Origin of the sequence: Klebsiella sp. KP20-425-1 (assembly GCF_025813515.1) — a bacterium.
GTDB classification, from domain to species: Bacteria; Pseudomonadota; Gammaproteobacteria; order Enterobacterales; family Enterobacteriaceae; genus Klebsiella; species Klebsiella pneumoniae.
The window spans coordinates 1,243,775-1,270,176 of the sequence record NZ_CP109614.1 but is presented as its reverse complement, the minus strand read 5'-3'; the positions used below and the strand labels follow the sequence as shown (position 1 = coordinate 1,270,176).

26 protein-coding genes are annotated in these 26,402 nt (G+C 57.8%); 8 read left to right on the top strand and 18 right to left on the bottom strand.

The genetic code is table 11. From position 1 onward, the window contains the following. Positions 1-541: 541 nt before the first annotated feature. On the bottom strand, positions 542-4,429 hold the full coding sequence (purL, locus tag OHJ17_RS06310) for a phosphoribosylformylglycinamidine synthase (protein WP_032433436.1): 3,888 nt from the start codon (positions 4,427-4,429) through the stop codon (positions 542-544). 175 nt (positions 4,430-4,604) lie between these two features. Here purL and mltF point away from each other — a divergent pair, with 175 nt between their 5' ends. Further along, the gene (gene mltF, locus OHJ17_RS06305) at positions 4,605-6,221 is read left to right on the top strand and encodes a membrane-bound lytic murein transglycosylase MltF (RefSeq protein WP_032433438.1); all 1,617 of its coding nucleotides are present in this window, start codon (positions 4,605-4,607) and stop codon (positions 6,219-6,221) included. Here mltF and tadA read toward each other — a convergent pair. Further along, positions 6,218-6,727, bottom strand: a complete 510-nt coding sequence (gene tadA / locus OHJ17_RS06300) for a tRNA adenosine(34) deaminase TadA (RefSeq protein WP_004180920.1) — start codon at positions 6,725-6,727, stop codon at positions 6,218-6,220. The two genes, mltF and tadA, sit on opposite strands and share 4 nt — an antisense overlap. A 62-nt stretch (positions 6,728-6,789) precedes the next feature. Next, entirely contained in the window at positions 6,790-7,401 is a 612-nt protein-coding gene (gene yfhb / locus OHJ17_RS06295; protein ID WP_004144348.1) for a phosphatidylglycerophosphatase C, read from the bottom strand. Between the two features lie 237 nt (positions 7,402-7,638). Here yfhb and OHJ17_RS06290 point away from each other — a divergent pair, with 237 nt between their 5' ends. Next, a complete protein-coding gene (locus OHJ17_RS06290; protein ID WP_004144349.1) occupies positions 7,639-8,487 on the top strand; it encodes a MurR/RpiR family transcriptional regulator in 849 nt (282 codons plus the stop codon). 56 nt (positions 8,488-8,543) lie between these two features. Beyond that, positions 8,544-8,804, top strand: a complete 261-nt coding sequence (locus OHJ17_RS06285) for a YfhL family 4Fe-4S dicluster ferredoxin (protein ID WP_032412166.1) — start codon at positions 8,544-8,546, stop codon at positions 8,802-8,804. A 12-nt stretch (positions 8,805-8,816) separates the two neighbouring features. Here the strand turns inward: OHJ17_RS06285 and acpS are convergent, their stop codons facing one another. From acpS to rseD, 12 genes are all read right to left on the bottom strand, one after another. After that, positions 8,817-9,197 (bottom strand): holo-ACP synthase, encoded by a 381-nt coding sequence (acpS, locus tag OHJ17_RS06280; RefSeq protein ID WP_004144351.1) that lies wholly within the window; start codon positions 9,195-9,197, stop codon positions 8,817-8,819. After that, positions 9,197-9,928, bottom strand: coding sequence for a pyridoxine 5'-phosphate synthase (gene pdxJ, locus OHJ17_RS06275; protein WP_004180923.1), 732 nt, complete (start codon positions 9,926-9,928; stop codon positions 9,197-9,199). The genes acpS and pdxJ overlap by 1 nt, the downstream gene beginning before the upstream one ends. Positions 9,929-9,939: 11 nt before the next feature. Beyond that, a complete protein-coding gene (recO, locus tag OHJ17_RS06270; RefSeq protein WP_002914062.1) occupies positions 9,940-10,677 on the bottom strand; it encodes a DNA repair protein RecO in 738 nt (245 codons plus the stop codon). Positions 10,678-10,688: 11 nt separating this feature from the next. Further along, positions 10,689-11,594 (bottom strand): GTPase Era, encoded by a 906-nt coding sequence (gene era / locus OHJ17_RS06265; protein WP_002914063.1) that lies wholly within the window; start codon positions 11,592-11,594, stop codon positions 10,689-10,691. Then, on the bottom strand, positions 11,591-12,271 hold the full coding sequence (gene rnc / locus OHJ17_RS06260) for a ribonuclease III (RefSeq protein WP_002914065.1): 681 nt from the start codon (positions 12,269-12,271) through the stop codon (positions 11,591-11,593). The genes era and rnc overlap by 4 nt, the downstream gene beginning before the upstream one ends. A 249-nt stretch (positions 12,272-12,520) precedes the next feature. After that, positions 12,521-13,495, bottom strand: a complete 975-nt coding sequence (lepB, locus tag OHJ17_RS06255) for a signal peptidase I (protein ID WP_002914067.1) — start codon at positions 13,493-13,495, stop codon at positions 12,521-12,523. A gap of 15 nt (positions 13,496-13,510) precedes the next feature. Continuing rightward, complete coding sequence (lepA, locus tag OHJ17_RS06250) at positions 13,511-15,310, bottom strand: translation elongation factor 4 (RefSeq protein ID WP_002914069.1); 1,800 nt, start codon at positions 15,308-15,310, stop codon at positions 13,511-13,513. A gap of 185 nt (positions 15,311-15,495) precedes the next feature. Continuing rightward, a complete protein-coding gene (gene rseC / locus OHJ17_RS06245; RefSeq protein ID WP_004144354.1) occupies positions 15,496-15,975 on the bottom strand; it encodes a SoxR-reducing system protein RseC in 480 nt (159 codons plus the stop codon). Further along, positions 15,972-16,928: a sigma-E factor regulatory protein RseB gene (gene rseB / locus OHJ17_RS06240; protein ID WP_002914070.1), complete on the bottom strand. Its 957-nt coding sequence runs from the start codon at positions 16,926-16,928 to the stop codon at positions 15,972-15,974. The genes rseC and rseB overlap by 4 nt, the downstream gene beginning before the upstream one ends. Further along, a complete protein-coding gene (rseA, locus tag OHJ17_RS06235; RefSeq protein ID WP_002914072.1) occupies positions 16,928-17,578 on the bottom strand; it encodes an anti-sigma-E factor RseA in 651 nt (216 codons plus the stop codon). The genes rseB and rseA overlap by 1 nt, the downstream gene beginning before the upstream one ends. 32 nt (positions 17,579-17,610) lie before the next feature. Beyond that, positions 17,611-18,186, bottom strand: coding sequence for an RNA polymerase sigma factor RpoE (gene rpoE / locus OHJ17_RS06230; protein ID WP_002914074.1), 576 nt, complete (start codon positions 18,184-18,186; stop codon positions 17,611-17,613). Further along, on the bottom strand, positions 18,183-18,278 hold the full coding sequence (rseD, locus tag OHJ17_RS26430; RefSeq protein ID WP_121980491.1) for a rpoE leader peptide RseD: 96 nt from the start codon (positions 18,276-18,278) through the stop codon (positions 18,183-18,185). Before rseD ends, rpoE begins: the two co-directional genes overlap by 4 nt. 328 nt (positions 18,279-18,606) lie before the next feature. Between rseD and nadB the strand changes: the two genes are divergently transcribed. Further along, positions 18,607-20,226, top strand: coding sequence for an L-aspartate oxidase (gene nadB, locus OHJ17_RS06225; RefSeq protein ID WP_004144357.1), 1,620 nt, complete (start codon positions 18,607-18,609; stop codon positions 20,224-20,226). Here nadB and trmN read toward each other — a convergent pair. After that, complete coding sequence (gene trmN / locus OHJ17_RS06220; protein WP_002914079.1) at positions 20,211-20,948, bottom strand: tRNA(1)(Val) (adenine(37)-N(6))-methyltransferase TrmN; 738 nt, start codon at positions 20,946-20,948, stop codon at positions 20,211-20,213. The two genes, nadB and trmN, sit on opposite strands and share 16 nt — an antisense overlap. A 131-nt stretch (positions 20,949-21,079) precedes the next feature. Between trmN and srmB the strand changes: the two genes are divergently transcribed. Then, on the top strand, positions 21,080-22,405 hold the full coding sequence (gene srmB / locus OHJ17_RS06215; RefSeq protein ID WP_004174811.1) for an ATP-dependent RNA helicase SrmB: 1,326 nt from the start codon (positions 21,080-21,082) through the stop codon (positions 22,403-22,405). A 45-nt stretch (positions 22,406-22,450) separates the two neighbouring features. On the opposite strand, the gene grcA is transcribed toward srmB, so the two are convergent. Next, positions 22,451-22,834, bottom strand: a complete 384-nt coding sequence (gene grcA, locus OHJ17_RS06210) for an autonomous glycyl radical cofactor GrcA (RefSeq protein ID WP_002914084.1) — start codon at positions 22,832-22,834, stop codon at positions 22,451-22,453. Between the two features lie 312 nt (positions 22,835-23,146). On the opposite strand from grcA, the gene ung reads away from it, so the two are divergent. Then, positions 23,147-23,836, top strand: coding sequence for a uracil-DNA glycosylase (gene ung, locus OHJ17_RS06205; protein ID WP_002914088.1), 690 nt, complete (start codon positions 23,147-23,149; stop codon positions 23,834-23,836). 57 nt (positions 23,837-23,893) lie between these two features. On the opposite strand, the gene OHJ17_RS06200 is transcribed toward ung, so the two are convergent. After that, positions 23,894-24,979: a tRNA/rRNA methyltransferase gene (locus OHJ17_RS06200; protein WP_004174810.1), complete on the bottom strand. Its 1,086-nt coding sequence runs from the start codon at positions 24,977-24,979 to the stop codon at positions 23,894-23,896. A gap of 203 nt (positions 24,980-25,182) precedes the next feature. Here OHJ17_RS06200 and trxC point away from each other — a divergent pair, with 203 nt between their 5' ends. Together trxC and tapT are read left to right on the top strand one after the other, a co-directional pair. Next, the gene (gene trxC, locus OHJ17_RS06195; protein WP_002914091.1) at positions 25,183-25,608 is read left to right on the top strand and encodes a thioredoxin TrxC; all 426 of its coding nucleotides are present in this window, start codon (positions 25,183-25,185) and stop codon (positions 25,606-25,608) included. 69 nt (positions 25,609-25,677) lie between these two features. Then, positions 25,678-26,376 carry a tRNA-uridine aminocarboxypropyltransferase gene (gene tapT / locus OHJ17_RS06190; RefSeq protein ID WP_023285464.1) on the top strand — a complete coding sequence of 233 codons (699 nt, stop codon included), beginning with the start codon at positions 25,678-25,680 and terminating at the stop codon, positions 26,374-26,376. Positions 26,377-26,402: the final 26 nt, after the last annotated feature.

The following is a 26,402-nucleotide window of genomic DNA, read 5'->3' as shown; positions in this document are numbered from 1 at the left end:
CCGGAGAAAAGCGCTACCGCTGAGTGCTGCGCCGCAGAAACAACAAAGCCAGGCGCAAGGCCTGGCTTTGTTCAGGAATGAGGCGGTGCCTTACTCGACGTTTCGCCCGATGTCTGATAAAGCCAGGCTGTTATCAGGAGTTGGACGGCAGGCACCTGTTTGTGCGTCATTCGAAGTTTATGTAGCGCGTCCCGAAGGGGCTGACATAAGAAGGTGAATGAGCCACTGGTTAATATTATGCATGAACTATGCCAGCTCTCAAAACATTTTATTAACATACTGATATATATGACATTAACCGCAAGAACAGTCGAACTACCTCTGTTTATTTTTCACCCGCGTTGTCGCTATTTAGCGACACCAAATAGGCTACCGATTACTCATCATTTAAATCAATAACTTAAGTGTCGCCTATTGACGACACTGCAATATCGCAGTTGTCGGCAATTCCCGACACCCTGGCGTGCCGACCATCACAGATAAAAAAAAGCCCCCTGTCAGGCAGGGGGCTGATACGTTCGCGTGAAGCGCGGCGGGAAGATTAACCCAGCTGTTTACGCGCGTTACGGAAGATACGCATCCACGGGCTATCCTCGCCCCAGTTCTCCGGGTGCCAGGAGTTGCTTACGGTGCGGAAGACGCGTTCCGGGTGCGGCATCATGATGGTCGCGCGCCCGCTTTCGCTGGTCACCGCGGTGATACCGTTCGGGGAACCGTTCGGGTTCGCCGGATAGGTTTCGGTCACTTTGCCGAAGTTATCCACGAAGCGCAGCGCCACCAGACCTTTGCTCTCAAGCTGAGCCAGATGCGCGCTGTCGCGCACTTCCACCTGACCTTCGCCGTGGGAGACCGCAATCGGCATCCGTGAGCCAACCATGCCTTCCAGCAGCAGGGATGGGCTTTGCGTCACTTCCACCAGGCTAAAGCGCGCTTCAAAGCGGTCAGACTGGTTGCGCACAAAGCGCGGCCACAGGTCGCTGCCCGGGATCAGCTCGCGCAGGTTGGACATCATCTGACAGCCGTTGCACACGCCGAGCGCCAGCGTCTGCGGACGATGGAAGAAGGTCGCGAACTCATCGCGCACGCGCTCGTTGAACAGAATCGACTTCGCCCAGCCCTCGCCCGCGCCCAACACGTCGCCGTAGGAGAAGCCGCCGCAGGCTACCAGGGCATGGAAATCGCCCAGACCGGTCCGGCCGGCCAGCAGGTCGCTCATATGCACGTCGATGGCGTCAAAGCCGGCACGATGGAAGGCGGCCGCCATTTCAACGTGGGAGTTCACCCCCTGCTCGCGCAGGACGGCCACTTTCGGCCGCGCGCCGGTGGCAATGTACGGGGCGGCGACGTCGTCGTTAATATCAAACGAGAGCTTCACATTGAGGCCCGGGTCGGCATCATTGGCTTTCGCCTCATGCTCCTGATCGGCGCAGGCCGGGTTGTCGCGCAGACGCTGCATCTGCCAGGTGGTTTCCGCCCACCACATGCGCAGCGTGGTGCGGCTTTCGCTGAACACCGTCTGACCGCCGGCGGTCAGCACGAAGCGATCGCCCTCAACCGCTTTACCGAGGTAATGCACGCAGTCCGCCAGGCCGTTAACCGCCAGAATGGCTTCCACCGCCTCACGGTCTGCGGCGCGGACCTGAATCACCGCCCCCAGCTCTTCGTTGAACAGCGCGGCCAGATGGTCGTCGCCCAGCGCGGCGATATCCGCTTCCATGCCGCAGTGGCCGGTAAAGGCCATTTCCGCCAGCGTGACCAGCAGACCGCCGTCGGAGCGGTCGTGGTAGGCCAGCAGTTTACGCTGCGCCACCAGGGCCTGCATCGCATTCCAGAAGCCTTTCAGTTGCGCGACATCGCGCACGTCAGCCGGCTTGTCGCCGAGCTGGCGATAGACCTGCGCCAGCGCCGTCGCGCCCAGCGCGTTGTGCCCTTTACCGAGGTCGATCAGCAGCAGGGCGTTATCTTCCGTCGAAAGCTGCGGCGTGACGGTATGACGGACATCTTCGACACGGGCGAAGGCAGAGATGACCAGCGACAGCGGAGAGGTCATCTCGCGCTGCTCGCTGCCTTCCTGCCAGCGGGTTTTCATCGACATAGAGTCTTTACCGACCGGAATGGTCAGGCCCAGCGCCGGGCACAGCTCTTCGCCTACCGCTTTCACCGCCTCATACAGGCCAGCGTCTTCACCCGGGTGGCCGGCGGCGGCCATCCAGTTAGCCGACAGCTTCACGCGGTTCAGCTCGCCAATCTGCGTGGCGGCGATGTTGGTCAGCGCTTCACCGACCGCCAGACGGCCAGAGGCCGCGAAGTCCAGCAGGGCGACCGGGGCGCGCTCGCCCATCGCCATCGCTTCGCCATAGTAGCTGTCGAGGCTGGCGGTGGTCACCGCGCAGTTGGCCACCGGGATCTGCCACGGGCCAACCATCTGGTCGCGGGCGACCATACCGGTCACGGTGCGGTCGCCGATGGTGACGAGGAAGGTTTTCTCGGCCACCGTCGGCAGATGCAGAACGCGGTTAACCGCATCGGCAAGGGTAATCGGTTGGCGATCCAGTGCACTACCCTGAGCTTTCAGAGTCTGCACGTCGCGGGTCATTTTCGGCGTTTTGCCGAGCAGGACGTCCAGCGGCAGGTCGATCGGCTGATCGTTAAAGTGGCTGTCGCTCAGGCTCAGATGCTGCTCAGCGGTAGCTTCGCCGATAACGGCATAAGGCGCGCGCTCGCGGCGGCACAGTTCGTCGAACAGCGGCAGCTGCTCCGGGGCGACCGCCAGAACATAACGTTCCTGCGATTCGTTACACCAGATCTCCAGCGGACTCATCCCTGGCTCATCGCTGAGAATATCGCGCAGCTGGAATTTACCGCCGCGGCCGCCGTCGCTCACCAGCTCCGGCATGGCGTTGGAGAGACCGCCGGCGCCAACGTCGTGGATAAAGAGGATCGGGTTGGCGTCGCCCAACTGCCAGCAGCGGTCGATCACTTCCTGACAGCGGCGCTCCATTTCCGGGTTGTCACGCTGTACGGAGGCGAAATCGAGATCGGCATCGGACTGGCCGGAGGCCATAGAAGACGCTGCGCCGCCGCCGAGGCCGATGTTCATCGCCGGGCCGCCCAGCACGATCAGCTTCGCGCCGACGGTAATCTCGCCCTTCTGCACGTGCTCACCGCGGATGTTGCCGATACCGCCGGCCAGCATGATCGGTTTGTGGTAGCCACGCAGCTCTTCGCCATTGTGGCTGGTGACTTTCTCTTCATAGGTGCGGAAGTAGCCGTTCAGCGCCGGACGACCAAATTCGTTGTTAAACGCCGCGCCGCCCAGCGGGCCTTCGGTCATGATGTCCAGGGCGGTGACAATGCGATCCGGTTTACCGAAATCTTCTTCCCACGGCTGTTCGAAGCCCGGGATACGCAGGTTGGAAACCGAGAAGCCCACCAGGCCCGCTTTCGGCTTCGCGCCGCGGCCGGTGGCGCCTTCATCGCGGATTTCGCCGCCGGAGCCGGTTGCCGCGCCCGGCCATGGAGAGATGGCCGTCGGGTGGTTATGGGTTTCCACCTTCATCAGAATGTGCGCCGGCTCCTGATGGAAGTCGTAGCGCCCGGTCTGATGGTCGGCGAAATAGCGCCCGACTTCAGACCCTTCCATCACCGCGGCATTATCTTTATAGGCCGACAGCACGTAGTCCGGCGTTTTTTCAAAGGTGTTTTTGATCATTTTGAACAGCGACTTCGGCTGCTGTTCGCCGTCGATGATCCAGTCGGCGTTGAAAATCTTGTGGCGACAGTGCTCTGAGTTCGCCTGGGCGAACATATACAGCTCGATATCGTTCGGGTTGCGTCCCAGGCGGGTAAACGCGTCCTGCAGGTAGTCAATTTCGTCGTCGGCCAGCGCCAGACCCAGACGGAGGTTGGCGTCAATCAGCGCCTGACGCCCTTCGCCCAGCAGGTCGACGCTGGTGACCGGCGTCGGCTGATGGTGAGCGAACAGCTTCTCGCCCGCTTCCAGCTCGTCGAAGACGCTCTCCATCATGCGGTCATGCAGCTCCGCCGCCACCGCGGCCCACTGCGCTTCGGTCAGGGTTGAGGCTTCAACGTAATACGCCACGCCGCGCTCAAGACGCACAACCTGCGCCAGACCGCAGTTGTGAGCGATATCGGTAGCTTTAGAAGACCAGGGAGAGATGGTGCCAGGGCGAGGGGTCACGAGCAGTAATTTACCGGTCGGGGTATGGCTGCTTAAGCTCGGGCCATACTGAAGCAGTCGCGCCAGGCGCTCGCGATCGTCAGCGCTCAGCGGGGCGTTCAGATCGGCAAAATGAATATATTCGGCATATATGGCGCTTACCGGAAGGTTGGCCGCCTGAAATCGTGCCAGCAGTTTATTAATACGGAATGCCGACAGTGCAGGTGAACCACGCAAAATTTCCATCATAAGTCTCTCGTCTTCGAAGCTTTCAGGGTGAGCCAGGGGGGGAAACGGGCGTCATTATAGTGAATCCTGCGCCCCGACGAAACCGTTTGCGTAGAAATAAAATCATTGATGCTGTTTATCAATAAATGTGACGACCATCGCGAATAAGTTGCCAACTGGCGCATTATTAAGCAGAATGCCGCACATTCGACGACAACCTTGCGTTTTTTCCGGACATCGCCTGCTGAGGAACCTGAAGCTGCAGAAGATTAACTCTCTGAAAAAATTAAAGATTAATTATCTGCTGATCGGCATTGTCACCCTTTTGCTGGCGGCGGCCCTGTGGCCGTCGATCCCCTGGTCTGGTAAACCCGAGAACCGGGTGGCGGGCATTATCGCTCGCGGCGAGCTGCGCATCAGCACTATCAACTCGCCAATGACCTTCGCCACCATGAACAATAAAGCGTTCGGTCTGGATTATGAACTGGCGAAGCAGTTTGCCGACTACCTTGGCGTAACGCTTAAGATAACCGTCCGGCAAAACATCAGCCAGCTGTTTGACGACCTCGACGACGGTCAGGCCGATATGCTGGCCGCCGGACTGGTCTATAACCAGGAGCGAGTGAAAAACTATCAGGCCGGCCCCACCTACTATTCTGTTTCGCAACAGCTGGTCTACCGCGTCGGCAATACCCGGCCGCGCACCCTCGCGGCGCTGACCGCCGAGCAGCTCACTATCGCTCCGGGCCACGTGGCGATCAACGACCTGCAGACCTTAAAAGCCGAGAAATACCCGGATCTTGCCTGGCGCGTGGACGAAAAACGCGGTACCACGGCGCTGATGCAGGCGGTGATTGACGGTAAACTTGATTACACCATCGCCGACTCGGTGGCCGTCAGCCTGTTTCAGCGCGTCCATCCGGAGCTGGCGGTGGCCCTCGATATCACCGACGAACAGCCGGTCACCTGGTTTAGCGCCCGGGACGACGATAATTCGCTGTCGGCGGCAATGCTTGATTTCTTCAACAACATCAATGAAGACGGCACCCTGGCGCGCCTCGAGGAGAAGTACCTCGGCCACGGCAACGATTTCGATTATGTCGATACCCGCACCTTCCTGCGCGCGGTGGAAAATATTCTTCCGGAGGTGCAGCCGCTGTTTGAAAAATACGCCCGCGAGATTGACTGGCGCCTGCTGGCCGCCATCGCCTGGCAGGAATCCCACTGGGATCCGCAGGCCACCTCCCCCACCGGCGTGCGCGGTATGATGATGCTCACACGCAATACGGCGCAAAGCCTGGGTCTAACCGACCGCACCGATGCGGCGCAGAGTATCGACGGCGGCATGCGCTACCTGCAGGATATGATGGATAAAGTGCCGGATTCGATCCCGAAAGATGAACGCATCTGGTTTGCGCTGGCCGCTTATAATATGGGCTATGCCCATATGCTGGACGCCATGGCGCTCACCCGCAAACAGAAAGGCAATCCTAACAGCTGGGCGGACGTTAAGCTGCGTTTACCGTTGCTGAGCCAGAAACCCTATTACAGCAAACTAAAATACGGCTATGCCCGCGGCCATGAGGCCTACGCCTATGTGGAAAACATCCGCAAATATCAGATAAGCCTTGTCGGCTATTTGTCAGAGAAGGAGCGCCAGCAGCAGCAAACGCTGGCCCTGGCGGAGGATTACCCGGCCGTGCTCCCCAATGAGCTCGAACAGCCGCAGGAGATCACCCTGCCCTTTTTCAAGTTTCGCGCCGATAAGCAGATGGATAATGCCCGGATGAAACTCCCCGGCCACCTGTATTAACTTTCCCCGGTCTGCTCCCGGGCTTTCTTCAGCGCTTTTTTCTCTTCCCGCCGCCAGCGAAAGAAGTCGCTCAGCATGGCAGAGCAGGACTCTGCCAGCACGCCTTCGCTAATCTCAACCCGATGGTTCATTCCCGGGTGGTGCAGAACATCCATCAGCGAGCCGGCGGCGCCGGTCTTGGCATCCCTGGCGCCAAACACCAGGCGGGCGATACGGCTGTGCACCATCGCGCCCGCGCACATGACGCAGGGCTCGAGGGTCACGTACAGCGTGGCGTCGATCAGGCGGTAGTTTTGCAGCACCAGTCCGCCCTGGCGTAAGGCCATAATCTCCGCATGGGCGGTGGGGTCGTGACGGCCTATCGGCCGGTTCCAGCCCTCGCCAATGACCTGATTGTTATGCACCAGCACCGCGCCCACCGGCACCTCGCCCTCTTCCCAGGCGCGTTTCGCCAGCGTCAGGGCATGACGCATCCAGTATTCATCATTGAGTTCGAGGTCAGACACAGCGGCCACTCCAGCAGAAAAAGCGGGGCGCATTATACATGGGCGCTATCAATTACACACTATTACTCCAGCTGCTGAAGCTCTCCCTGAGGGGTTACCCGCCAGCGATGCTGGCAAAAGCCGAGCAATGGATTATCCTGCTCACTATCGCTATAGCCGCTATACAGCCGCAGCGGGGCGCCAATCTTTTTCTCCAGCTGTACCACCTTTTCATGCCCCAGGCAGCGCAGGGTCAATACCCAGCCGCCCCAGCGGCGCGCGGTGCGGCTGGCTATCAGATTCACCCGCGGCAACCAGAGGGTATCGCGATAGACCTGCTCCACCAGCGACTGCGGCGAGCCGGTGATCAACCAGACGTCGGCATCGGTGCTGGTCAGGTAGGCGGTAAGCCGCGCATGAACTACCGGAAACGCCGTCACATGATGGCGAAACCAGCCGACAAACTCCGCTTCCAGCCGCTTCAGCACCGCCTCGCGGCGGCCAAAGGTTGTCGCCCACAGCAGGAGGCTCATCGGCCAGCGCGCCGCCCGTCCGCTCACTGCCAGTCCGGCAAGGATCACCGGCCCCATCGGCACCACCAGCAACAGGTTCAGCGGCAAATGGCGCAGCAGATAGCGCAGAAAACTGCCGAACATATCCTGTTGGTGTAAGGTTCCGTCCAGATCGAAAAACACCACTCTCCGTTCAGTGTGCTGCAAACTGCCTCCTTTATCTCAGAACTCGCTTCTCGTTAGGGTAAGCTTAACAGCCTGACGCCATGTCGAGGGAAAACATCCCCTGCCGTTAAGAAAGAATTAAAGTAGCAGGCGAAGGAAAAATTGTGGCTTAAGAATTTTTAATTCATGGTATACCCCTTATAATCGAATAAAAATTCTGTCAGTCACGAGCCGGACGGCTCCAGCGGAGCTCCAATGAACTGTTTAACGCGTATTCGTCAGCGCTATCCCACCCTGGCGGCGAGCGACAAAAAGTTGGCCGATTATATTCTGAGCCAGCCCGATGAGACCCGGCACCTCAGCTCGCAGCAGCTGGCGGCGGAAGCCGGTGTGAGTCAGTCCAGCGTGGTTAAATTTGCCCAGAAGCTGGGATTCAAAGGCTTTCCGGCGCTGAAGCTGGCCCTTAGTGAAGCGCTGGCGAGTAGCCCGGATCCGCACTCCGTCCCGGTGCATAACCACATTCGCGGTGACGATCCGCTGCGTCTGGTCGGCGAGAAACTCATTAAAGACAATGTCGCCGCCATGCATGCCTCGCTGGACGTCAACACTGAAGAGACGCTACGGGAAGCCGTCACGCTGCTGCGCAACGCCCGGCGAGTGATCGTCACCGGGATTGGCGCCTCCGGCCTGGTGGCGCGTAACTTTAGCTGGAAGCTGATGAAGATCGGCATCAACGCTGTTTCTGAGCAGGATATGCATGCCCTGCTGGCGACGGTGCAGGCCATGTCCAGCGACGATCTTCTGCTGGCGATCTCTTACTCCGGCGAGCGCCGGGAGATCAATATGGCGGCCGGTGAAGCGCTGCGCGTCGGCTGTAAGATCCTGGCGATCACCGGGTTTAGCCCGAACGCCCTGCAACAGCAGGCGACCCACTGCCTGTATACTATCGCCGAAGAACAGGCGACGCGCAGCGCGGCCATCTCCTCCACCAGCGCGCAAATGATGCTCACCGATCTGCTGTTTATGGGGCTGGTGCAGCAGGATCTGGAGCGGGCGCCGGAGCGCATTCGCCATAGCGAAGCGCTGGTGAAAAAGCTGGTCTGAGCAGAAAATGGGCGTATAATGCCCGCCCTGTTTGTGTTGTTTCTGAGACTTTCCTGATGGCGCTGTTAATTACCAAAAAATGCATCAACTGCGATATGTGCGAGCCGGAGTGCCCGAATGAGGCCATTTCGATGGGTGAGAGCATTTATGAGATTAACAACGACCGCTGCACCGAGTGCGTGGGTCATTACGACACGCCAACCTGCCAGAAAGTGTGCCCGATCCCGAATACGATCCTGAAAGATCCGGCACACGTCGAGAGTGAAGAACAGCTGTGGGATAAATTCGTGCTGATGCACCACGCGGATAAAATTTAACCGCCCTCCTGGCTAGCTTTCGACAATCACCGTGGCGCAGGCGTAGTGGCGTTCATCAGCGAGAGTAACGTGAATAGCGCTTACTCCCATGCGTTCAGCTAAAAGGTTTGCTTCACCCCATAGCCGCAGCTTCGGCTTGCCCAGCTCGTCGTTGTAAACCTCGAACTGGTTAAACGCCAGCCCGTTACGGATCCCGGTTCCCAGCGCTTTCGCCGCCGCTTCCTTGACCGCAAAGCGTTTCGCCAGGAAACGCACCGGCTGCTGGTGCTGCTCCCAGATGCTCCATTCATGGTCGCTCAGCACCCGGCGGGCAAGGCGATCGCCGCTGCGGGCGATCACTGCTTCGATGCGGGCGATCTCGACGATGTCGGTACCCAACCCGAGAATGGCCATTAGCCGCGCGCTTCCAGCATCAGACGCTTCATTTCCGCCACCGCCTCTTTCAGGCCGCTCATCACCGCACGGCCAATAATCGCGTGACCGATATTCAGCTCATGCATTTCCGGCAGCGCAGCAATCGCTTTCACGTTGTGGTAGGTCAGACCGTGGCCGGCATTCACCTTCAGGCCGAGGCTGGCGGCGTAGGTGGCCGCTTTGGCAATACGTTCCAGCTCCCTGGCCTGCTCGGCGTCGGTTTTGGCATCGGCATAGCAGCCGGTGTGGATTTCGATATAGGGCGCGCCAACGTCTGCCGCCGCTTTGATCTGCGCTTCATCCGCATCGATAAACAGGGAGACCAGGATGCCGGCATCCGCCAGGCGTTGACAGGCATCGCGCATCTTGTCGCGCTGGCCGGCGACGTCCAGCCCGCCTTCGGTGGTCACTTCCTGACGCTTCTCCGGCACCAGGCAGCAGAAGTGCGGTTTGGTTTCGCAGGCGATCGTCAGCATCTCTTCGGTGACCGCCATTTCAAGATTCATGCGGGTGTGCAGCGTCTGGCGCAGGATACGCACATCGCGATCGGTAATATGGCGACGGTCTTCGCGCAGATGCACGGTAATGCCGTCGGCGCCGGCCTGTTCGGCAATGAAAGCCGCCTGAACCGGATCCGGGTAAGCGGTGCCGCGGGCGTTACGCAAGGTCGCGATATGGTCAATATTGACCCCTAACAATAATTCAGCCATGACAATCCTCGTTAATCATTATTCGTATTATCGGCTCGCGCCTTTCGCGCGGGCATAAACTGGCGAAACAACTCCCGGCTCTTGAGCGGTTTGCCGCCGAGATAGGGCTTCAGGGCGATACGGGTAAAGCGCTTCGCGGCGCGCAGCGTATCAACATCAGGAAACTCGCGACTCGCCAATGCTTTCAAATGGTGCCCGGTAAACGTGTTGTTATCAATCACCAGGCTGGCAATAAAGCCTTTTTCTTCACGATAGCGGTAGGTCATGGTGTCGTCTACCGGCTCGCCGCTCCCGGCGCAGTGGAGAAAATCCACGCCATAGCCCAGGTGCCCGAGCAGCGCCAGCTCAAAACGCCGCAGCGCGGGCTCCGGCGAGCCGCTGGCCCCGGCGAGCGCCTGAATGCAGTGCAGGTAGTCGAAAAAGAGTTCGGAGAAGCGTGTTTCGTGCTCCAGCACGCGGGAGATAAGCTCGTTAACGTAGAGACCGCTGTAGAGGGTGATGCCGCTGAGCGGCAGCGCCAGCGAAACGGCTTCCGCGCTGCGCAGGGTTTTGACTTCGCCGCGACCGCCGAAGCGAACCAGCAAGGGGGTAAAGGGCTGTAAAGCGCCTTTGAGATTAGAGCGTTTGGAGCGTGCGCCCTTGGCAACCAGGCGCACACGACCGGATTCTTCCGTGAAGACGTCCAGCATCAGGCTGGTTTCGCTCCACGGACGGCTATGCAGGACAAAGGCGCGCTGCCATCCATCCACGTTGCGTTAACTCAGAGGTCGTCAACGTAACCGAGACTGCGCAGGGCGCGCTCGTCATCGGCCCAGCCGGATTTCACTTTCACCCACAGCTCGAGGTGCACCGGCGCTTCAAACATCTCCTGCATGTCCTTACGCGCTTCGATACCGATGGTTTTAATTTTGGCGCCTTTGTTGCCAATCACCATCTTTTTCTGCCCTTCGCGCTCGACGAGGATCAGGCCGTTGATATCGTAACCGCCGCGCTCGTTGCTGACGAAACGTTCGATTTCCACGGTGACGGAGTACGGCAGCTCAGCGCCGAGGAAACGCATCAGTTTTTCACGGATGATTTCGGAGGCCATAAAGCGTTGTGAGCGATCGGTAATATAATCTTCCGGGAAGTGATGGATCGCTTCCGGCAGATGCTTACGCACGATCGCCGCGATGGTATCAACGTTGGTGCCGGTTTCCGCTGAGATCGGTACGATATCGAGGAAATTCATCTGGCTGGCGAGGAACTGCAGGTGCGGTAACAGATCCGCTTTTTCCTGCACGTTATCCACCTTGTTGACCGCGAGGATCACCGGCGCTTTCGCGTCGCGCAGCTTGTTGAGCACCATCTCATCGTCCTGCGTCCAGCGAGTGCCTTCCACCACGAAGATGACCAGTTCCACGTCGCCAATCGAACTGCTGGCTGCTTTGTTCATTAAGCGGTTAATGGCACGCTTCTCTTCCATATGCAGGCCCGGAGTATCAACGTAAATCGCCTGATACGGCCCTTCGGTATGGATACCGACGATGCGGTGACGGGTGGTCTGCGCTTTACGGGAGGTGATCGAGATCTTCTGCCCAAGCAGCTTATTCAACAGCGTGGATTTGCCAACGTTTGGACGACCCACGATGGCGACAAACCCACAATAACTTTTTTCTTCGCTCATTCCAGCTCCAGCTTTTTCAGCGCCTGTTCGGCGGCAGCCTGCTCCGCCTTACGACGGCTGGAACCTGTGCCAACCACCGGTTCACTCAGGCCACTGACCTGGCAGTGGATAGTAAATTCCTGATCGTGCGCTTCGCCGCGAACCTGGACCACCAGGTAAGACGGCAGCGGCAGATGACGTCCCTGCAGATACTCCTGCAGACGCGTCTTCGGATCCTTTTGCTTATCGCCCGGACTGATTTCGTCCAGACGGGTCTGGTACCAGGAGAGGATTAAGCGTTCAACGTTCTGAATATCACTGTCGAGGAAAACCCCGCCAATTAACGCTTCAACGGTATCCGCGAGAATCGATTCGCGACGGAAACCGCCGCTTTTCAGCTCTCCCGGCCCGAGGCGCAGACACTCGCCCAGCTCAAACTCGCGGGCGATCTCCGCCAGCGTGTTGCCGCGCACCAGCGTCGCGCGCATACGGCTCATATCGCCTTCATCTACACGAGGAAAGCGATGATACAGCGCATTCGCGATCACGAAACTTAAAATGGAGTCACCTAAAAATTCCAGGCGCTCATTATGTTTGCTGCTGGCACTGCGGTGAGTTAATGCCTGTTGCAACAGCTCCTGATGATGAAAAGTGTAGCCCAGCTTTCGTTGAAGCCGATTAATTACGATGGGGTTCATGCGTTACCAATAAATGAATGCGTCAAAGATGCAGCACACGAAACCGACCTGAGCATTCGCTTCAAACAGTAATTTGAAACAGACCAATACGCTTTCGTGTGCAGTGTCACCCGGCAGAGCGACAACCAAAAACTTCGGGGGGATATTCTATACGCAACGACACGGGATGTCGTTAGTTTGAATGGATTTAAATACTAAATAATTCACGCCGCTGCGATAACAGCAGCGACGTGAATTCAGCAGAGGAAATTAATGAATTCCACCAATGCGCGATAACCGCACGCCGGTCGGCCATTCACCTTCCTGCTTTTCAAAACTCATCCAGATAGCGGTTGCTTTTCCGACCAGGTTGGCTTCCGGCACAAAGCCCCAGTACCGGCTGTCGGCGCTGTTATCCCGGTTGTCGCCCATCATGAAGTACTGACCGGGCGGCACAATCCAGGTGGCCAGCGGCAGACCGGACTGATGGTAGTACATCCCAACCTGATCCTGGGCAATCGGCACCATCAAAATTCGGTGCGTCACGTCGCCCAATGTCTCCTGACGCTCGGTAAGACGAATGCCGTCGGCTTTGGTTTCGCCCTTCGGCAACTGCCAGAAACCGCTGCTCGCTTCGCCGCCGTTGCTGCGGGAGAAGGTCTGAACAAAATCGCTCGGCTCCACGTTGGAATAGGTCACCGGCAGCGCGTTGCCGCAGGCCTGTCCGGAACTGCAGCCCGGCTGAATAGTGACCTGTTTGGCAACCGGATCGTAGGTGACCTTATCACCCGGTAACCCCACCGCGCGCTTAATGTAGTCCAGACGCGGGTCTTCCGGATATTTAAACACCACGATGTCGCCGCGCTTCGGATGGCCGGTCTCGATCAGCGTTTTCTGGTAGATAGGATCTTTAATGCCGTAGGCAAATTTCTCCACCAGAATAAAATCGCCGATGAGCAGCGTTGGCATCATCGAACCTGAAGGGATCTGGAAAGGCTCATAAATAAATGAACGTACCACCAGAACGATCGCCAGCACCGGGAAAACCGATGCGCCGGTTTCCAGCCAGCCCGGTTTCGGGCCGACTTTCTTCAGCGTCTTCTTGTCCAGTTGCTCGCCGGTCGCTGCCTGAGCAGCGGCCTGACGTTCACGACGTTTCGGTGCAAAAATGAACTTGTCCAGGCACCATAAAACGCCCGTCACCAGGGTTGCAATCACCAGGATCAGGGCAAACATGTTCGCCATGCCAACTCCTTAGGGTTATTTGCCGTCTTTACCAACGTGCAGAATGGCGAGGAACGCTTCCTGCGGCAGCTCAACGTTACCGACCTGCTTCATACGCTTCTTACCTTCTTTCTGCTTCTGCAGCAGCTTTTTCTTACGGCTGACGTCGCCGCCGTAGCATTTCGCCAGGACGTTTTTACGCAGCTGTTTCACCGTAGAGCGCGCGATAATGTGGTTACCGATGGCCGCCTGAATCGCGATATCGAACTGCTGACGCGGAATCAGATCTTTCATCTTTTCCACCAGCTCGCGGCCGCGATACGGCGCGTTATCGTTGTGGGTGATCAGCGCCAGCGCATCGACGCGCTCACCGTTGATCAGCACATCGACGCGAACCATGTTCGACGCCTGGAAGCGTTTGAAGTTGTAGTCCAGCGACGCATAGCCGCGGGAGGTGGACTTCAGGCGGTCAAAGAAGTCGAGAACCACTTCCGCCATCGGAATTTCATAGGTCAGCGCCACCTGTTTACCGTGGTAAACCATGTTGGTCTGCACCCCACGCTTCTCGACACACAAGGTAATCACGTTGCCGAGGAACTCCTGCGGCAGCAGCATGTGACACTCGGCGATCGGCTCGCGCAGCTCCTGAATATTATTCAGCGGCGGCAGCTTGGACGGGCTGTCGACGTAGATAACTTCTTTGGAGGTGGTCTCTACTTCGTAGACTACCGTCGGCGCGGTGGTGATCAGGTCGAGATCGTATTCACGCTCCAGACGCTCCTGAATGATCTCCATGTGCAGCAGGCCGAGGAAGCCGCAGCGGAAGCCGAAGCCCAGCGCGGTAGAGCTTTCCGGCTCGTAGAACAGAGAGGCATCGTTAAGGCTCAGTTTGCCCAGCGCGTCGCGGAAAGCTTCATAATCATCGGAGCTCACCGGGAACAGGCCGGCATACACCTGCGGTTTCACCTTCTTAAAGCCAGGCAGTGCTTTGTCTGCCGGGTTGCGGGCGGCGGTCAGGGTATCGCCCACCGGCGCGCCGAGGATGTCTTTGATCGCGCAGACCAGCCAGCCTACCTCGCCGCATTTCAGCTCGGTACGGTCAACCTGTTTCGGGGTGAAGATGCCCAGACGATCAGCGTTATAGACCTGGCCGGTGCTCATGACCTTGATCTTGTCGCCCTTGCGCATGGTGCCGTTTTTAATCCGCACCAGCGACACCACGCCGAGGTAGTTATCGAACCAGGAGTCGATAATCAGCGCCTGCAGCGGCGCGTCCGGATCGCCTTCCGGCGGCGGGATATCGCGCACCAGACGCTCCAGCACGTCGGTCACGCCGACGCCGGTTTTCGCTGAGCAGCGCACCGCGTCGTGGGCGTCGATCCCGACGATATCTTCAATCTCGTCCGCTACGCGCTCAGGGTCGGCCGCAGGCAGGTCGATCTTGTTGAGTACCGGAACCACTTCGAGATCCATCTCCATGGCGGTGTAGCAGTTGGCCAGGGTCTGGGCTTCTACCCCCTGCCCGGCGTCTACCACCAGCAGCGCGCCTTCGCACGCGGCAAGAGAACGGGAAACTTCATAAGAGAAGTCCACGTGGCCCGGGGTGTCGATAAAGTTCAGCTGGTAGGTCTCACCGTCGCTGGCCTTATAGTCCAGGGTGACGCTCTGCGCCTTGATGGTGATCCCGCGTTCGCGCTCAAGATCCATGGAGTCCAGAACCTGGGCTTCCATTTCACGATCAGAAAGGCCACCGCAAATCTGGATGATACGGTCAGACAGCGTCGACTTACCGTGGTCGATGTGAGCGATGATCGAAAAGTTACGTATATTCTTCATATTTAGAGTTAATTATGCCTTACGAGTATCATGAGGCCGCTGTACTGTGCCTGACGTTTTTTAATCCGAAAACGCCGCATTCTACACTACATCCGCGAAACCAGGAAATGCTGTTAGATCCAGCATACCCGCAGAAATTGTGGCGTTGTAACAGGAAAGGTAAATAAAGATAAGGGCCAGTGAAATCACTGGCCCATGTCGGAGGAAGGCGTATCAACACGCAGCAGATCCGGCGGCAGTGCGACGTTCAAAATCACCGGCTGCCAGGACTGACGTGCCGCCAGTCGCGGCGACAGACCGCGCGCCACCAGGAAGCCGCCGACGCCGCCCAGCAGCGCGCCGCAAAGTGACGCAATATCGCTGGCAAACAGCACCTGAAAAATAGACGCCATTACAAACAGCCCCGCCAGCGGCGCCATATACACCAGCATCGCTGAGCCCAGCAGGCTGCTTTCAGCGATCCCCAGCTCCACTTTTTGCCCCGCGGCCAACGGCTGCTCGCAGGGCACGCTAATGGTATGGCTGGTCTGCGGCCCCAGCTTGTTTAGCACCCGGCTACCACAGCCGGCACGGGAGGCGCAGCTGCTGCAGGAGGCTTTAACGTCGCAGTGCACCTGCGCCACGCCGTTATGCCAGGAAACCACGGTAGCCCACTCTTTAATCATTGTACTGCCTTGAATTTAATACTGTCAGAGATACGCTTCGCCGTCTGCGGCGGCAGCTCGCCCACTACGGTTATCTCCGCGTTATCGCGCACCGTCGTGCTGACGGTGCGTCGGCCGGTGCGCAACAACTGGTCGCTGCTGGCCGCCGTGGCGCGGTTGATATTGATCGAGAAGCTAAACAAGCCGTCGGAATAGAGACGTGATTCTACCGGACCGTCAAAGGTGGGAAGACGGCGCTGGCTGCTGGAAACCTCAGTCACGCCCTGCGGGAGCCACGTCGGCGCCCAGTTGAAGTTGGCTTTGTCGCCTCCTTCAGGCACCGACAGCTGCGGCGGCAAATTCGCTTTTGCCAGCGTCTCCATGCTGGCGCTGACGTTATCGCCAACGTTGAAGGAGACGACCCGGAACTGCTCCAGCGTTTCCCCGTCGCGGTCGAGCAAATCGACGCGCAGCGGCAGCTTAGTTTCAGCATCCAGCCAGGCGATAAAGCTGTAGCGCGTGCCGTCGCGAGCCACGACGCGGATCACGTCGCAGAGGCGGTCAGCGATACGGGTACGGCCCACGGAGATAAAATCATACGCCGCGGAGAGGCGTTTGAAATCGCTATATACCAGCGATGGCAGCGAATCGACGATATAGTCCCCGTTCAGGGTGAACGGATCGAGACCGGGTTCAAAATAGCTGATTTCCGTGCCGCGCAGGACCACTTCCCGGCGCGGACCGTCCAGCTGCAGCAACTGCGCCAGCGGTTGGTTGTTCAGTCGCGCGTGACGATAGCGCAGCGACTCAACGCCTTGTTTGCTGATGCTAACAAAAGACAGCTCATAATTGAGAGACTGGCTGGCCAGGTTCATCTGCTGCAACAACGCCCCGGACGATGTATCAGCCGAGGCGTTGACAGAGAACAACAGGCTGCCTGCCATGAGCGACATGGCACACCAAAGTTGCTTCATTACTGCGATTGTGTTCCTAAAGTTTGATAGCCCGGTACCTGGACTGCGGCCTGCTGAGTCTGGGCCTGGCCAAACTGAAGCTGCTCAGCGTGCAGGCGGCGCTGCAGTTCGTAGTCCTGCAGCATGGCGTTAATTCGGCGGCGCTGTTCCTGGACCTGCGCCTGCTGGCCGCTTCCCGCTGACGCGTCAGCCGGCACGCCAAGACTTACCGGGCTTGCTTTACCCATCATGGGCAGCGTATTGAACACCGGCGCTTCTGGCTGCTGAGCGGAATCAGACTGACCATTATAGTGCTGGACGCCGACGATAACCGCAAGCGATACACAGGCGGCAACGCCCATTTGAGTCAGGGAGCTGGCCCACGGACGCACCTTGTTCCAGAACGGCATCTGCCGCCACTGATGCGGTGCGGGCTGAGATTCAGGAATAAGCGGAGCCGTCTGACGAACGGGCTCATTTTCAATGGCGGCCATCACCCGGGCGGAGATATCAAATTGCAGCACCTCAGCGGTATCGCCACGCAGCGTATCGCGGATAAGGTGATAACTCTCCCAGGTTTTTTGCATCTCAGAAGAACGACTCAGCTCGTTGAGCAGTTCGTTATCCAGCGTTTCACCATCCATTAAAGCCGAAAGTTTTTCTTTCTGCATGCCTGATACCCTTTTCCAGTATTCCGCTATCGTCAACGCCTGATAAGCGGTTGAACTTTATTATCAATAGCTTCTCGCGCCCGGAAGATACGCGAACGCACCGTCCCAACCGGACAATCCATGATAGCGGCTATCTCTTCATAGCTCAGGCCATCCAGCTCCCGTAACGTAATTGCCATGCGTAAATCTTCCGGGAGCGATTCAATGGTACGAAAAACTATTTGTCTCAGTTCTTCTGACAACATTAAGTTCTCAGGGTTCGAAATTTCTTTCAACGCCCCGCCGCTTTCGAAGTTTTCCGCCTCGTTGGCGTCAACATCGCTGGACGGCGGACGGCGCCCCTGAGCAACCAGATAATTCTTCGCCGTGTTGACGGCGATACGGTATAACCAGGTGTAAAAAGCGCTATCTCCCCGGAAAGAGTCCAGCGCACGCCATGCCTTAACGAACGATTCCTGAACAACGTCAGCGATATCGCCCGGCGGTACATAGCGGGAAACCAGGCTCGCGACCTTATGCTGATAGCGCACTACCAGCAAATTAAACGCTTTCTGATCTCCTTTCTGGACCCGTTCAACAAGGACCTGATCCGTTAACTGCTCGCTCATCCGAGGTAATGTCTCCCCAAACCCAATTCCCATGCGTCTTCAAAACACCACCCAAAATCTGCATTATGAGCAAGCTGACTGTTGGAGTGCATGAAAACAATAAAGTTCCGTTACGCTTTTTGTTTTTTGTCTGGCAACGGCGGCAGATCGTTATCAATCATTATATGCCCAGGTTGCTAAACGATAGGTAAGTCAATAAGAAAAAGCGCAGGCCCGTCTGAAGGGTATCGTAACACGCCGTTTATTTCACTATAAAATCCAATGCCATCAACCTTCCCCGCGTCTCATTTTCAGCGCGCAAGACGCCGTTTCCGTTCGCCTTTTGTTTAGCCGTCACAACAGCAGACAAAAAAATTGTACGATTCCTCGCGGACCGGTGCTATTGTGAGCTAAATGTGTTTAGTAAATTAAACAAAGACAATGAATACCACTCCTGACTTCTCTTGTGATGTGTTGATTATCGGCAGCGGCGCTGCCGGTCTTTCCCTTGCCCTGCGCCTGGCTGAGCACAGTTCGGTGACCGTGCTAAGTAAAGGGCCGATCAGCGAAGGTTCGACGTTCTACGCCCAGGGTGGGATTGCCGCCGTCTTCGATGAGACGGACAGTATTGAATCCCATGTCGAAGATACCCTCATCGCCGGCGCGGGACTCTGCGATCGTCATGCGGTCACCTTCGTCGCCAGCAACGCCCGATCATGCGTCCAGTGGCTTATCGATCAGGGAGTGCTGTTTGACACCCAGGTCCAGGCCAATGGCGAAGAGAGCTATCATCTCACGCGCGAAGGGGGGCACAGCCATCGGCGCATTCTTCACGCCGCCGACGCCACCGGCAAAGCGGTAGAGACGACGCTGGTCGATAAAGCGCTTGCCCATCCTAATATCCGCATCCTTGAGCGCAGCAATGCCGTCGATTTAATCGTATCGGATAAGATTGGCCTGCCGGGCACCCGCCGGGTGGTCGGGGCATGGATCTGGAATCGTAATAAAGAGCGGGTGGAAACCTGCAGCGCGAAAGCCGTAGTACTCGCTACCGGCGGGGCCGCGAAGGTTTATCAATATACCACTAACCCCGACGTCTCTTCCGGAGACGGGATTGCAATGGCCTGGCGGGCGGGATGTCGGGTGGCGAATCTGGAGTTTAACCAGTTCCACCCCACCGCGCTATATCACCCCCAGGCGCGTAATTTCCTGCTTACTGAAGCGCTGCGCGGCGAAGGCGCCCACCTTAAACGCCCGGATGGCACCCGCTTTATGCCGGACTTTGACGAGCGCGGCGAGCTGGCCCCGCGCGATATCGTCGCCCGCGCCATCGACCATGAAATGAAGCGCCTGGGCGTAGACTGTATGTTCCTTGATATCAGCCATAAACCCGAGGCGTTTGTTCGCCAGCATTTCCCGATGATTTATGAAAAGCTGCTCGGCCTGGGAATTGATTTAACCAAAGATCCGGTGCCGGTCGTCCCCGCCGCGCATTACACCTGCGGCGGCGTGATGGTGGATGATAATGGCCGCACCGACGTCGATGGTTTATACGCCATCGGCGAAGTCAGCTACACCGGGCTGCACGGCGCGAATCGTATGGCGTCGAACTCGTTGCTGGAGTGCCTGGTCTATGGCTGGTCCGCCGCGGAGGATATTACCCGGCGCCTGCCGCTCGCCCAGAAGGTCGCCACGCTGCCAGCTTGGGATGAAAGTCAGGTGGAGATCCCGGATGAACTGGTGGTTATCCAGCACAACTGGCACGAACTGCGCCTGCTGATGTGGGATTACGTGGGGATTGTGCGCACCACCCGCAGGCTGGAGCGCGCCCTGCGGCGCATTACCATGCTCCAACAGGAGCTGGATGAGTATTACGCCCGCTTCCGCGTCTCGAATAATTTGCTGGAACTGCGCAATCTGGTGCAGGTGGCGGAGCTTATCGTACGCTGCGCGATGTTGCGTAAGGAGAGCCGCGGTCTGCATTATACCCTCGACTATCCGCAGCCGCTGCCTGACAGCGGCCCGTCGATACTCTCGCCCCTGGCTCACATAAAGAGATAAAAGTCCTCGGTCAGAGCGGTAAAGCCTTCCGAATATTGCTGCTCTGGCCCGCGGATCGCCAGCCTGTCGCTGAAACACTCCCCTGCCGTCGGGGAGAAAGCCAGCAGCACCCGATGCGGCGGTCGCAGCTCGGTCTCCGCCACGTCAGTACGCAGTCGCAGATGCCAGCCCATCGCCCTTGCCCGTTCGATGAACGCATTACCAATATCCACTGGCAACACCACGCAAAAAAAACCTTCTTCGGTAATATGCTCTGCGGCACAGGTCAGCAGGGAGGCGTGATCGAGCGTAGTGGTGTACCGCGCCTGCTCTCGCTGCGAGGTCGCGCATGGCACGCCTTCGGCAAAAAAGGGCGGATTACTTATTATCAGTTCATAGCGTCGAGTTTGCGACGGCTGCCACTGATGAATATCGGCCTGCCAGACCTCAATCCGCGAAGCCCACGGCGACGCGAGGGCGTTTTCCCGCGCCTGAGCGGCGGCCTCTTCGTCCAGTTCGACCGCCTCGACATGCACATCATCTCCGGTACGCTGCGCGAGCATTAGCGCCAGCAGGCCGCTGCCCGCGCCAATATCCAGCACATGCTTCACTCCGGCAATCGGCGCCCAGGCGCCCAGCAAAATGCCGTCGGTACCCACCTTCATGGCGCAGCGATCGTGAGCGACAAAGAACCGTTTGAAGGTAAAACCATTGCGCGGCAGCGCAAACTTCGACTGAGACATCCTCAATAACCTTGCCGACAAAAACTCCTGAACCTAAGGCTATGCACAATACCGGAGAACAGATAGCCTTACAAACAGATGAACATTACGTCAGTAACGTCTATAATCGGCGGCCCACTCAGAGGTAGAACATGACTGTAACGACTTTTTCCGAACTTGAACTCGACGAAAACCTGCTGGAGGCCCTCCAGGATAAAGGTTTCACTCGCCCGACAGCCATTCAGGCCGCCGCTATTCCGCCTGCGCTCGATGGCCGTGACATTCTCGGTTCAGCGCCGACCGGCACCGGTAAAACGGCGGCGTATCTGCTGCCAGCGTTGCAGCACCTGCTCGATTTCCCGCGCAAGAAATCCGGCCCGCCGCGCATTCTTATCCTGACGCCGACCCGTGAGCTGGCGATGCAGGTGGCCGACCACGCCCGCGAGCTGGCGAAGCATACCCATCTGGACATTGCTACCATTACCGGCGGCGTGGCGTACATGAACCACGCGGAAGTGTTCAGCGAAAACCAGGACATCGTAGTCGCCACCACCGGTCGCCTGCTGCAATATATTAAAGAAGAGAATTTCGACTGCCGCGCCGTCGAGACCCTAATCCTCGATGAAGCCGACCGCATGCTGGATATGGGTTTTGCCCAGGATATCGAAACCATCGCCGGTGAAACTCGCTGGCGCAAGCAGACTATGCTGTTCTCCGCGACGCTGGAAGGCGATGCGATCAAAGACTTTGCTGAGCGTCTGCTGGAGGAGCCGGTTGAAGTTTCCGCCAATCCGTCAACCCGCGAGCGTAAGAAAATCCATCAGTGGTACTACCGCGCCGACGATATCGAACATAAAACCAAACTGCTGGTGAATCTGCTGCAACAGCCGGAAGCCACCCGCGCTATCGTGTTTGTGCGTAAGCGTGAGCGCGTGCATGAGCTGGCTAACTGGCTGCGTGAGGCCGGGATTAACACCTGCTGGCTGGAAGGCGAGATGGTGCAGGCCAAGCGAAACGAAGCTATTAAGCGCCTGACCGACGGCCGCGTCAACGTGCTGATCGCCACCGACGTCGCTGCCCGCGGTATCGATATTCCGGACGTCAGCCACGTCTTTAACTTCGATATGCCGCGTACCGCGGATACCTACCTGCACCGTATCGGTCGTACCGGCCGCGCCGGTAAAAAAGGGACCGCCATTTCTCTGGTCGAGGCTCATGACCACCTGCTGCTGGGTAAGATTGGTCGCTATATTGAAGAGCCGTTGAAAGCCAGGGTTATCGATGAACTGCGCCCGACGACCCGTGCGCCGAGCGAGAAGCTGACAGGTAAGCCATCGAAGAAAGTGCTGGCGAAGCGTGCGCAGAAGAAAAAAGATGAAAAAGAGAAACCGCGGGTGAAGAAGCGCCACCGCGATACGAAAAATATCGGTAAGCGCCGGAAGCCAAGCGCGGCCGGGACGCCGTCCAGCGATGAGTAAAAAAAACGCCGGGATATCCCGGCGTTTTCACATCTGGCGTTAACCTTACAGGCTTTCGGTAAAGGTACGGGCGATAACGTCGCGCTGCTGTTCCGGCGTCAGAGAGTTGAAGCGTACCGCGTAGCCGGAAACACGAATGGTCAGCTGCGGATATTTTTCCGGATGCTCAACCGCGTCCAGCAGGGTTTCGCGACGCAGCACGTTAACGTTCAGGTGCTGACCGCCTTCGACGCGCACTTCCGGTTTCACGTCCACCGGGATTTCACGGTATTCGATTTCACCCAGTTTGCTTACCGCAACCACATCATCTTCCGCAAAACCACCTTTGGCGCACAGGCAGCGCGCTTCGCCTTTTTCGCTATCCAGCAGCCAGAAAGAGTTGAGCAGGTCGTCGTTTGCCGCTTTAGTAATTTGGATACCAGTAATCATTTGATGCCTCCCAGGCAGTGTTTATTCGATTTTGGCCTCTTCGCGGCCAATTGGTAAAACCATTGTTGTATGAGTGTATATATATCAGCCGCACCCTCGGCATTCCTTGATATAAATCAATAAAAACCACTCACCCAACGTGGGTATATGAGGTTTTTATTGTTTTACATCAAGTTACGCCATTGTGAGCTATAAATAATTTTGTAAATTTTCAATTTTTTTTGCATAAAAGCCGGCATCAAGCCGTGCCGATTTTGTTCTATAGAAAGAAGCCGTTAAGCTATAGCGATGACCCTTTTGCAGGAGAGCAAGATGACCACCCCTTTAACCTGGCATGACGTGCTGGCGGATGAAAAGCAACAACCCTATTTTCTCAATACTCTGAAGACCGTCGCCGAAGAGCGCCAGTCGGGGATCACCATCTATCCACCGCAAAAAGACGTCTTCAATGCGTTTCGCTTTACTGAACTGGGCGATGTCAAAGTCGTCATTCTCGGCCAGGACCCCTATCACGGCCCGGGTCAGGCCCACGGTCTGGCGTTCTCAGTTCGTCCGGGCGTCGCGATCCCGCCTTCGTTGCTGAATATGTATAAAGAGCTGGAGGCCACGATCCCCGGCTTTACCCGCCCCACCCACGGTTATCTCGAAAGCTGGGCACGACAGGGCGTGCTGCTGCTGAATACGGTCCTGACCGTCCGCGCCGGACAGGCGCACTCGCACGCCAGTCTGGGCTGGGAGACCTTTACCGATAAGGTTATCGCTTTAATCAATGAGCATTGCGAGGGAGTAGTTTTTCTGCTGTGGGGCTCCCATGCGCAGAAGAAAGGCGCGATTATCGATCGTCAGCGCCACTGCGTGCTGAAGGCGCCGCATCCATCACCGCTCTCTGCGCATCGCGGCTTCTTTGGCTGCAACCATTTCGTACAGACCAACCAGTGGCTGGTTGACCGCGGCGAAACGCCGATCGACTGGATGCCGGTCCTTCCCGCTGAAAGCGAGTGATTGACAGCCATAAAAAAAGCCAGCATCAGCTGGCTTTTTTGCATTCAGGCAGGCGAATCACGCCTTGTTCTGACGCCACCATTCCGCCAGCAGGACGCCGGTCGCCACAGAGACGTTCAGGCTTTCAACGTTGCCGGTACCGTCGATGGCAACGCTGAGATCGGCGCTGGAAATCGCCGCATCGGACAGACCATCACGTTCCTGGCCTAACGCCAGCACCATTTTCTTCGGCAGCTCGGCTTTAAACAGCGGGGTACCATTATGGCTGGACGTTGAGACAATCGCGTAGCCCGCTTTGCGGAACTGATCGAGGGTATCGATAAAGCTGTCGCCGGTGATCGGTTCAACATGCTCCGCACCGCCCTCCGCCGTACGGATCGCCGCCCCGGACTCCAGCACGCCGGCATCCTGAACCACCACGCCCTTCACGCCAAAGTGCGCGCAGCTGCGCATGATCGCCCCGAGATTATGTGGGTTACCCACATCTTCCAGCGCCAGAACGCAATCTTCTTCCCCGGCCTTCGCGACCCATTGAGCAACAGAAGTGCCGTGGCGTTTTTTGATCAGGAAGCAGACGCCGCCGTGGTGCTCGGTGCCGGAGGCTTTCGCCAGCTCGGCTTCGTCCACCACGTGATAGGCCTTACGGTTGGCCGCCATCCAGCGCAGCGCCTCTTTAAAGCGCGGCGTCACGCTCTGAATAAACCAGGCGCGAACGATAGCTTCCGGACGGCTCTGGAACAGCGCCTGGCAGGCGTTTTCGCCATATACGCGGGTCTCTTCCGCACGCTGACGACGCAGCACTTCCGGATCGATAAAGCTCTTCCCGCTGATCCCGCCGTGATCTTCTTTTACCGGCGTCTCATCGCCAGGAGCGCGGGAAACGGTACGCCACGGAGACGCATCGTCGCGATGAAAATCATCGCGTTTGCGCTCGTCACGCTTACGGTCGTCACGTTTGCGATCATCGCCGCGGCTGTTTCGTTCGTCACGCGCAGGGCGGCTGCGGCCGTCAACACGAGATTTTCCTGGACGACCTCCCCCTTTCCCGGTACGTGGGTTATGGGTGCGTTTATCAGAATCATCATCACTGCGGACATACATCACTTTGACCTTGCCGCTTTTATTTTTCAGTTCGTCGCTCATCAATTTTCTCCACCTGCGCTGCGCGAAGCGCGCAGATTACCCGATGTGCCATCGCTTCGCCATGATTTCGTTTAAAAGCCGGCCTCTATTGCACTCATCGAACAAAACGCATTGTCCTCAAATAACACTTCATCGATAATATGTAACATCACAGAAACATATCGGCCACGTGCCACGTTGCAACCCATAACCAGAGGTTAGTTATGAATACCGTTTGTGCCAGTTGTCAGGCTCTGAACCGCCTCCCGGACGATCGTAGCGCGGATGGCGCAAAGTGCGGACGCTGCGGTCACGATCTTTTTGATGGCGACGTCATCAACGCGACCGGGGCAACGCTGGATAAACTCTTGAAGGACGATCTGCCGGTCGTTGTCGATTTCTGGGCGCCATGGTGCGGACCCTGCCGTAGCTTCGCGCCGATCTTTGAAGACGTCGCGGAAGAGCGTAGCGGGAAGATGCGTTTTGTGAAAGTCAACACCGAAGCGGAACGTGAGCTTAGCGCCCGGTTTCGTATCCGCAGCATCCCGACCATTATGATGTTCAAAAATGGCGAAGTGATCGACATGCTCAATGGCGCAGTGCCAAAAGCGCCATTCGATAGCTGGCTTAACGAAGCCGGCCAACAATAACCCTTCCGGGGCACCGCTTGTGCCCCGTTTTCACCTCTGCGACAATAGCGTTTTTCACTAGCGACTCCCATGACTGATAACGCTGTCCTTCGCCTGCGCGCCGAACGTCTCGCGCGAGCTACCCGCCCTTTCCTTGCGCGCGGCAATCGCATCCGCCGCTGCCAGCGCTGTCTGCTGCCGCTCAAGCAGTGCCTGTGCGCCACATTAACCTCAGCGCAGGCCGCCAGCCGCTTCTGCCTGGTGATGTTTGATACGGAACCGATGAAGCCCAGCAACACTGGCCGGCTCATCGCCGATATTCTGCCAGATACCGAAGCGTTTCAGTGGTCGCGTACCGAACCGCCGCAGGCGCTGCTCGATCTGGTCGCCCATCCTGATTATCAGCCCATGGTCGTATTTCCGGCCTCCTATGCCGGGCCGGAGCGCCAGGTCCTGAGCGCGCCGCCGTCCGGTAAACCGCCGCTGTTTATCATGCTCGACGGCACCTGGACCGAAGCGCGCAAAATGTTCCGTAAGAGTCCTTATCTCGACGCGCTGCCGATTATCTCCGTCGATCTGTCGCGCATCTCTGCCTACCATCTGCGCGAGGCGCACGCCGACGGACAATATTGTACCGCGGAAGTGGCCATCGCCCTGCTGGATCTGGCGGGCGATGCCCCGGCCGCCGCTGCGCTTGGCGAGCACTTCACCCGCTTCCGGGCCCGCTATCTGGCGGGAAAAACCCAGCATAAGGGCAGTATCACAGCGGGCCAGGTGGAAAACGTTTAAAATCATTCGGTCACTGGGATGAAAGG

Excerpts from the sequence above, each read along its gene's own strand:
- purL (WP_032433436.1), bottom strand. The coding sequence starts at position 4,429 with ATGATGGAAATTTTGCGTGGTTCACCTGCACTGTCGGCATTCCGTATT.
- mltF (WP_032433438.1), top strand. The coding sequence starts at position 4,605 with ATGCCGCACATTCGACGACAACCTTGCGTTTTTTCCGGACATCGCCTG.
- OHJ17_RS06290 (WP_004144349.1), top strand. The coding sequence starts at position 7,639 with ATGAACTGTTTAACGCGTATTCGTCAGCGCTATCCCACCCTGGCGGCG.
- OHJ17_RS06285 (WP_032412166.1), top strand. The coding sequence starts at position 8,544 with ATGGCGCTGTTAATTACCAAAAAATGCATCAACTGCGATATGTGCGAG.
- acpS (WP_004144351.1), bottom strand. The coding sequence starts at position 9,197 with ATGGCCATTCTCGGGTTGGGTACCGACATCGTCGAGATCGCCCGCATC.
- pdxJ (WP_004180923.1), bottom strand. The coding sequence starts at position 9,928 with ATGGCTGAATTATTGTTAGGGGTCAATATTGACCATATCGCGACCTTG.
- era (WP_002914063.1), bottom strand. The coding sequence starts at position 11,594 with ATGAGCGAAGAAAAAAGTTATTGTGGGTTTGTCGCCATCGTGGGTCGT.
- rnc (WP_002914065.1), bottom strand. The coding sequence starts at position 12,271 with ATGAACCCCATCGTAATTAATCGGCTTCAACGAAAGCTGGGCTACACT.
- lepB (WP_002914067.1), bottom strand. The coding sequence starts at position 13,495 with ATGGCGAACATGTTTGCCCTGATCCTGGTGATTGCAACCCTGGTGACG.
- lepA (WP_002914069.1), bottom strand. The coding sequence starts at position 15,310 with ATGAAGAATATACGTAACTTTTCGATCATCGCTCACATCGACCACGGT.
- rseC (WP_004144354.1), bottom strand. The coding sequence starts at position 15,975 with ATGATTAAAGAGTGGGCTACCGTGGTTTCCTGGCATAACGGCGTGGCG.
- rseB (WP_002914070.1), bottom strand. The coding sequence starts at position 16,928 with ATGAAGCAACTTTGGTGTGCCATGTCGCTCATGGCAGGCAGCCTGTTG.
- rseA (WP_002914072.1), bottom strand. The coding sequence starts at position 17,578 with ATGCAGAAAGAAAAACTTTCGGCTTTAATGGATGGTGAAACGCTGGAT.
- rpoE (WP_002914074.1), bottom strand. The coding sequence starts at position 18,186 with ATGAGCGAGCAGTTAACGGATCAGGTCCTTGTTGAACGGGTCCAGAAA.
- rseD (WP_121980491.1), bottom strand. The coding sequence starts at position 18,278 with ATGCACTCCAACAGTCAGCTTGCTCATAATGCAGATTTTGGGTGGTGT.
- nadB (WP_004144357.1), top strand. The coding sequence starts at position 18,607 with ATGAATACCACTCCTGACTTCTCTTGTGATGTGTTGATTATCGGCAGC.
- trmN (WP_002914079.1), bottom strand. The coding sequence starts at position 20,948 with ATGTCTCAGTCGAAGTTTGCGCTGCCGCGCAATGGTTTTACCTTCAAA.
- srmB (WP_004174811.1), top strand. The coding sequence starts at position 21,080 with ATGACTGTAACGACTTTTTCCGAACTTGAACTCGACGAAAACCTGCTG.
- grcA (WP_002914084.1), bottom strand. The coding sequence starts at position 22,834 with ATGATTACTGGTATCCAAATTACTAAAGCGGCAAACGACGACCTGCTC.
- ung (WP_002914088.1), top strand. The coding sequence starts at position 23,147 with ATGACCACCCCTTTAACCTGGCATGACGTGCTGGCGGATGAAAAGCAA.
- OHJ17_RS06200 (WP_004174810.1), bottom strand. The coding sequence starts at position 24,979 with ATGAGCGACGAACTGAAAAATAAAAGCGGCAAGGTCAAAGTGATGTAT.
- trxC (WP_002914091.1), top strand. The coding sequence starts at position 25,183 with ATGAATACCGTTTGTGCCAGTTGTCAGGCTCTGAACCGCCTCCCGGAC.
- tapT (WP_023285464.1), top strand. The coding sequence starts at position 25,678 with ATGACTGATAACGCTGTCCTTCGCCTGCGCGCCGAACGTCTCGCGCGA.